Source organism: Sphingobium sp. (assembly GCF_032153725.1).
Taxonomy (GTDB): domain Bacteria; phylum Pseudomonadota; class Alphaproteobacteria; order Sphingomonadales; family Sphingomonadaceae; genus Sphingobium.
Window position 1 is genome coordinate 21,295 of record NZ_JALDYQ010000066.1, and the last position, 6,746, is coordinate 28,040.

At 63.9% G+C, this 6,746-nt stretch carries 6 protein-coding genes and 1 tRNA gene; 6 read left to right on the plus strand and 1 reads right to left on the minus strand.

Features of this window, described 5'->3' with window-relative positions; all coding sequences use genetic code 11:
- Nucleotides 1–139 precede the first annotated feature (139 nt).
- The 4 genes from thyA (at nt 140) to RUH75_RS18360 (ending at nt 4,833) form a co-directional block, all read left to right on the plus strand.
- The gene (gene thyA / locus RUH75_RS18345) at nt 140–1,087 is read left to right on the plus strand and encodes a thymidylate synthase (RefSeq protein WP_409592396.1); all 948 of its coding nucleotides are present in this window, start codon (nt 140–142) and stop codon (nt 1,085–1,087) included.
- 111 nt (nt 1,088–1,198) lie between these two features.
- On the plus strand, nt 1,199–2,509 hold the full coding sequence (locus RUH75_RS18350) for a 3-methyl-2-oxobutanoate dehydrogenase (2-methylpropanoyl-transferring) subunit alpha (protein ID WP_313808606.1): 1,311 nt from the start codon (nt 1,199–1,201) through the stop codon (nt 2,507–2,509).
- Nucleotides 2,510–2,562: 53 nt separating this feature from the next.
- On the plus strand, nt 2,563–3,567 hold the full coding sequence (locus RUH75_RS18355; protein WP_313808610.1) for an alpha-ketoacid dehydrogenase subunit beta: 1,005 nt from the start codon (nt 2,563–2,565) through the stop codon (nt 3,565–3,567).
- 9 nt (nt 3,568–3,576) lie between these two features.
- Complete coding sequence (locus tag RUH75_RS18360; RefSeq protein ID WP_313808607.1) at nt 3,577–4,833, plus strand: dihydrolipoamide acetyltransferase family protein; 1,257 nt, start codon at nt 3,577–3,579, stop codon at nt 4,831–4,833.
- 12 nt (nt 4,834–4,845) lie between these two features.
- Here RUH75_RS18360 and RUH75_RS18365 read toward each other — a convergent pair whose 3' ends face one another.
- Nucleotides 4,846–5,313: a hypothetical protein gene (locus RUH75_RS18365; protein WP_313808608.1), complete on the minus strand. Its 468-nt coding sequence runs from the start codon at nt 5,311–5,313 to the stop codon at nt 4,846–4,848.
- Nucleotides 5,314–5,471: 158 nt separating this feature from the next.
- Here RUH75_RS18365 and RUH75_RS18370 point away from each other — a divergent pair, with 158 nt between their 5' ends.
- Entirely contained in the window at nt 5,472–6,626 is a 1,155-nt protein-coding gene (locus RUH75_RS18370) for an AI-2E family transporter (RefSeq protein ID WP_313808611.1), read from the plus strand.
- A gap of 41 nt (nt 6,627–6,667) precedes the next feature.
- A tRNA-Asp gene (locus tag RUH75_RS18375) sits at nt 6,668–6,744 on the plus strand.
- The last annotated feature ends 2 nt before the right edge of the window (nt 6,745–6,746 follow it).

Genomic DNA, 6,746 nt, shown 5'->3' on the forward strand with positions numbered 1-6,746 from the left:
GATGGTCCCTTTCCGAGTGACCGGGGCGCAACTTGATCCGTTTCGCAGCATTTGGCGCGCGCGGATCGCTTCGCTACATGAGGATGCTATCGTCAGAATCATGCCGGAAACTATGCCGGAAACTATGAGAGTGCCCGCCTTGACCAGCCTGTCTTCCTCGTCCGAGCCGCATTATGAGCAGCAATATCTGGACCTGATGCGGCACATCTGGAGCCATGGCGACGAGCGGATCGACCGGACGGGAGTGGGCACGCGGTCGATTCTGGGCGCGACGATGCGATTTCCACTGGCCGATGATGCCGTTCCGCTGCTGACCACCAAGCGCGTCTATTGGAAGGTCGCGGCGCGGGAGATGCTGTGGTTCCTGACCGGCGACACCAATATCCGCGAACTGGTGCGGCAGGGGGTGCATATCTGGACCGACTGGCCGCTGGACGCCTATCGGCGCGCGACCGGGGAGGATATTGATCGCGACGCCTTCGAAGCGCGGATCATAGCGGATGAGGCTTTCGCGGCGCGCTGGGGTGATCTGGGGCCGGTCTATGGCGCGCAATGGGTGAACTGGCCGCGCTATGAGGTGGTCGGGGACGGCCTTTATCGCAAGGCGGCGCAGGGGCATAACCAGATCGCCGATCTGGTGGAGGCGATCCGCACCAATCCAGGGTCGCGGCGGCTGCTGTTCACCGGCTGGAATGTGGCGGAGGTGGCGCGGATGGCATTGCCGCCTTGCCATATGACTTATCAGTTTCAGGTGGCGAACGGGCGGCTCAATGGGCTGTTGTTCCAGCGCAGTTGCGATCTGGGCCTGGGCTTTGCCTTCAACATCTTCGGTCTGTCGATGATCACGCGGATGCTGGCGCAACAGTGCGATCTGGAGCCGGGAGAGGTCGTCTGGCAGGGCGGGGACGTGCATCTCTACCTCAATCATGCCGATCTGGTGGAGGAGCAGATCAGCCGAAATCCGTCCGGCAAACCCAAATTGCGGATCAATCGGCGGCCTTCATCCATTTTCGATTATCGGATCGAGGACTTTGAAGTGGTTGATTACGCGCCACAAAGGCATATCGCGGCGCCCGTAGCGGTTTGACGGCTCCGGATGGCGTTGCGACGAAATGGGTCAGCAAGACTTGCCTTTGTGGGTGTTGTAATATAATAATTGCAATCAGCAATATTATTGCAATGCACAAAAGGAGGCAGGATGAGCGACCGGATCGATTCGGACGCTGGCAGGCCAGACGCTGAAAAGAACGCGGCAGGGCGCAATCTGCCCCCGCTGCGGCTGCATGTGCCGGAACCGAAATTCCGGCCGGGCGACACCGCCGATTTCAGTGATTTCGATATTCCGCCAGCAGGCTCTCAGGCGCGGCCGGATGAAGCGGCGCAGCCGGGCGAGATGCGCAATCTGGCCTATGGGCTGGTGCGCGTGCTGGATGAGGATGGCGTTGCGGTCGGGCCGTGGGACCCGAAGCTGCCGTCCGAGACGCTGCTGAAGATGCTGCGGGCGATGGCGCTGACGCGGGCCTTCGATGCGCGCATGTTCCGGGCGCAGCGGCAGGGCAAGACCAGCTTCTACATGAAGTCGACCGGGGAAGAGGCGGTGTCGATCGGCGCTGCGCTGGCCTTGGCGAGCGATGACATGTGCTTTCCCAGCTATCGCCAGCAGGGCATCCTGATCGCGCGCGGCTGGCCGATCGTCGACATGATGAACCAGATCTACTCGAACAAGGGGGATCGGTTGAAGGGGCGGCAATTGCCCATCATGTATTCGGCGCGGGAGGCGGGGTTCTTCTCGATTTCGGGCAATCTGACCACGCAATATCCGCAGGCCGTGGGCTGGGCGATGGCGAGCGCGGCGCGGGGGGATACGCGGATCGCGGCGACATGGTGCGGGGAAGGGTCCACGGCGGAGGGCGATTTCCATTCGGCCTGCACCTTTGCCAGCGTCTATCGTGCGCCGGTGATCATGAATGTCGTGAATAATCAGTGGGCTATCAGCAGTTTTTCAGGTTTTGCGGGGGCGGAGGCGACGACCTTCGCGGCGCGGGCCATTGGCTATGGCATTGCTGGACTCAGGGTCGATGGCAATGACGCGCTGGCGGTCTATGCGGCGACGCGCTGGGCGGCCGATCGGGCGCGGGCCAATGCCGGGCCGACGCTGATCGAGCATTTCACCTATCGGGTCGAGGGGCACAGCACCTCGGACGATCCCAGTGCCTATCGCTCGGCTGACGAGGCGAGCCACTGGCCGCTGGGCGATCCGATCGCGCGGCTGAAGAAGCATTGCATCGCCCTGGGCATCTGGGACGAGGAGCGCCACGCCGCGATGGACAGGGAACTGGCCGAAATGGTCCGCGATGCCGCCAAGGAAGCGGAGAAGAACGGCATCCTCGGTCATGGGCTGCATCATCCGATGGAATCCATGTTCGAGGATGTGTTCGAGGAGATGCCATGGCACCTCAGGGACCAGCAACAGAAGATGCTGGACGAATGGAAGGCGGCCGGCCTGTGAGCGAAGCGAACGAACCGGAAACCTTGAGCGAAGCCATGAGCGACATTCAGCAGATGAACATGATCCAGGCGATCAACAGCGCGCTGGACGTGATGATGGAGCGTGACCCGGACGTGGTCGTGATGGGGGAGGATGTCGGCTATTTCGGCGGCGTCTTCCGCGCGACGGCGGGGTTGCAGCAGAAATATGGCAAGAACCGGGTGTTCGATACGCCGATCACCGAATGCGGCATCATTGGCGTCGCCGTGGGCATGGGCGCCTATGGCTTGCGGCCGGTGCCGGAGATTCAGTTTGCCGACTATATCTATCCGGCGCTGGACCAGCTCGTTTCCGAGGCGGCGCGGCTGCGTTACCGGTCGGCCGGGGAGTTCATCTCGCCCATGACGGTGCGGTCGCCCTTTGGCGGCGGGATTTTCGGGGGGCAGACGCACAGCCAGTCGCCCGAGGGCATCTTCACCCATGTTTCGGGGGTGAAGACGGTGATTCCGTCGACGCCCTATGATGCCAAGGGGCTGTTGATCGCGGCGATTGAGGATAATGATCCGACCATCTTCTTCGAGCCCAAGCGCATCTATAACGGGCCGTTCGACGGGCATTATGACACGCCGGCGAAAAGCTGGGCAGGGCATGAGGCGGCGCAGGTGCCGGCGGGCTATTATCGCATCCCGCTGGGCGAGGCGCGGGTGGCGCGGGCGGGCGAGGCGCTGACGGTGCTTTGCTATGGCACGATGGTGCATGTGGTCGAGAACAGCGTGGCCGAGATGGGCGTGGATGCGGAGATACTCGACCTGCGGACGCTGGTGCCGCTGGATATCGAGGCGATCGAGCGGTCGGTGCAGAAGACCGGGCGTTGCCTGATCGTGCATGAGGCGACGCGGACCAGCGGCTTTGGCGCGGAACTGATGGCGCAGGTGCAGGAGCGTTGCTTCTACCATCTCGAAGCGCCGATCGAGCGCGTGACCGGCTTTGACACGCCTTATCCGCATAGCCTGGAATGGGCGTATTTCCCGGGGCCAGTACGCATTCGCGAAGCCATCACCAAGATTTTGAAGGATTGAGAGGCTGTCATGGCGCTTTTTACGTTCAGGCTCCCCGACATCGGCGAAGGCATTGCGGAAGCGGAGATCGTCGGCTGGCATGTGAAGGTCGGGGATCGGGTCGAGGAAGACCAGCCGATCGCGGACATGATGACCGACAAGGCGACGGTGGAGATGGAATCGCCGGTTGCGGGGGTCGTGGTGCGGCTGGCGGGCGAACCGGGGCAGATGATCGCCATCGGGTCGATGCTGGTGGAGATCGAGATGGAGGGGGCTGAGGCTTCTTCCGAGGTTGAGGCAGCCGCCCCTACAGCTTCCCTTCCGGAACGGGAGGGGCGCGAGGAGGACGAGCCTGCACCGGTCGTCGTTGAAGAGCCGGCTGCGCCGGCACCCACCCCCTCCCTGGAAGGAAAGGGAGAAAAGAGGGCCGAGGTGCTTGCATCTCCGGCTGTCCGCGCTCGCGCCAAGGAATTGGGGGTCGATCTTGCCCAGGTGAAGCCGAGTGGCGATCATATCCGGCATTCCGATCTCGATGCTTTCCTGCTCTATGGCGCCGGGCAGGGCTATCGGCCGGCGGGGCCGTCCGCGAAGCGTGCGGACGAGGAGGTGAAGGTCATCGGCCTGCGCCGCCGCATTGCCGAGAACATGGCCGCTTCGAAGCGCGCCATCCCGCATTTCTCCTATGTCGAGGAGATCGACGTCACCGCGCTGGAGGAGATGCGCGAGCAGTTGAATGCCCATCGGGGGGAACGGCCAAAACTCACCATGTTGCCGCTGCTGATCGTCGCGATCTGTCGGGCGTTGCCGGACTTTCCGATGCTGAACGCACGCTATGACGATGAGGCGGGCGTGGTGACGCGTTACGGCGCGGTGCATATGGGCATGGCGACCCAGACCGACGCGGGCCTGATGGTGCCCGTGATCCGCGATGCGCAGGACCGCAATGTCTGGCAGCTCGCGGCGGAGATCAGGCGCCTGGCGGAGGCGGCGCGGACGGGCAGGGCGAAGTCGGAGGAACTGTCCGGATCGACGCTGACGCTGACCTCGCTCGGGCCGCTGGGCGGCGTGGCGACGACGCCGGTGATCAACCGGCCCGAAGTCGCGATCATCGGGCCGAATCGCATTATCGAGCGGCCGGTCTTCCGGGGCAGGGAAGTGGTGCCTGCCAGGCTGATGAACCTGTCGATCAGCTGCGACCATCGCGTGGTCGACGGATGGGACGCGGCGAGTTTCGTTCAGGCGGTGCGCAAGCTGTTGGAGACGCCGGTTCTTTTGTTCGCGGATTGAGGCCCGGTCGGCTCAGCGCATCGTCGCGCGATAGCTGAGCCGGCCGCTTTCCCCCGGCGATATTTCATCGGACAGGGTCCAGCGGACATGGGTGATGTCGGCCGGACCGGCCCGTCGCACGCCGCCCAAGGGCGTCGGCAGCCAGAGCTCGTTCAGCCGACCCCAATGGGCGCCGCCGTCGACGGACACCTGCATGGCGGGGTTGGCGAGGTCGATCCGCGTGCCGCGGGGCACGGCGTTGGTGAGGGCAAGACCGCGTACCGGCCGGTTTCCTTCATTGCGCCATTGGAGGACGAAGACGAGCTGATCGCCCGACCCGGCACGCTCCGCGCTTTCCAGAATCCGGCGCTCCCGGCCGTTGATGTCGGTGCTGATCCGCTCCACGAACATCTGCCGGTCCAGCCTGATGTCCTGCCGTGCCCATGCCGCCTGCGACGTGAGCAGGCAGGCCAAAGCGCACGGCAACCCTCCCGATTTCATGCCCAATTCCCCCTTGTCCCGCCGATACGCTATGTCGTGGCCTGCAAAGATTTGGTTAAGATGCTGTTTTCCCTGTTGTGGACGGCCTTGCGCGAATGGAAATTGACGGCTTCGGAGCGTCGGTGCAGAAAAGCCCGACGACAGGAAGCGAAGCGGGCGTGACACCACAGGAACAGCAGGAAATCAACCGGCGACGCGATCGGCTGCTGGCGTCGATCGCGCTGACGTCGGGCATCGGGCTGATCCTGGCCCTGCCCTTCGCCTTGCGCGAGGGAGCCGAATTCTTCCTGCCGCTGACGGCGGCGCTGGTGATCGCCATTGCGCTGGTCCCCCTGCTCGAATGGATGGAAAGGCGGCGGGTGCCGTCGGCCATGGCGGCGCTGATCGCGTTGATGTGCTTTCTGGGGGTCGCGAACACGGCGCTTGTGCTGATCGTGGTCCCGGCCGCCGACTGGTTCCGGATATTGCCGCAGCGCCTGCCGCAGATTCAGACGAATCTCGCGCCGTTGATCGATTTCTATTCGCAGCTTCAGCGTTTCGTCGATGAAACCGTTCAGATGCTGGCGTCCGGTCCGGTCGCCGCGGCGCAGACGGCGGCGGTGGAGGCGCCCCGGTCGTTGCTGCAATTCGCGGCGACATCCGCGCCGTCGGCGATCATCCAGATGGTGTTCGCCCTGCTCATCATCTATTTCTTCCTGGCCGGCTGGACGAAGCTGCGCCGCCGCACGATCAGCCGCCGCGACAGTTTCGACGGGGCGATGGCGGTGGCGCGGGTGATCCAGAATGTCGTCGATGCGACATCCAACTATGTCCTGACCATTGCCACGATCAACCTGTGCCTGGGGCTATCCATCGCGCTGGCGCTGTGGCTGATCGGCATGCCGTCGCCGCTGATGTGGGGCGGCATCGTCGCATTGCTGAATTTCGTCCCCTATTTCGGGCCGATGCTGGCGGCCGTGCTGCTGGCGCTGGGCGGGCTGATGGTGTTCGACGATGTGTGGAAGGCGCTGTTGCCGGCCGCGTTGCAGGTCGGCTTCCATCTGATCGAAGCCAATGCCATCACGCCGACCGTGCTGGGGCGTCGGCTGACCATGAATCCGCTGCTGATTCTGGTGTCGCTGACCTTTTGGGGATGGGTCTGGGGGACGCTGGGCGCGTTGCTGGGCGTGCCGCTGCTGATCATCATCCAGACCGTGGTGGCCGCGGCGGGAACGCCCGATATTGCCGGTTTCCTGTTCGAGCGCGGCACGTTGACGGTGTCCCCGCGCAAAGAAAATGACGAAAGCCACGAAACTGATGTTACAGGCGGTTGACAGGGGCGGCAGGCCCGCATAGATGCCCGCCCACACCGAACGCGGGTGTAGCTCAGTTGGTTAGAGCGCCGGCCTGTCACGCCGGAGGTCGCGGGTTCGAGCCCCGTCACTCGCGCCACT

Excerpts from the sequence above, each read along its gene's own strand:
- RUH75_RS18350 (WP_313808606.1), top strand. The coding sequence starts at position 1,199 with ATGAGCGACCGGATCGATTCGGACGCTGGCAGGCCAGACGCTGAAAAG.
- RUH75_RS18360 (WP_313808607.1), top strand. The coding sequence starts at position 3,577 with ATGGCGCTTTTTACGTTCAGGCTCCCCGACATCGGCGAAGGCATTGCG.
- RUH75_RS18355 (WP_313808610.1), top strand. The coding sequence starts at position 2,563 with ATGAACATGATCCAGGCGATCAACAGCGCGCTGGACGTGATGATGGAG.
- RUH75_RS18365 (WP_313808608.1), bottom strand. The coding sequence starts at position 5,313 with ATGAAATCGGGAGGGTTGCCGTGCGCTTTGGCCTGCCTGCTCACGTCG.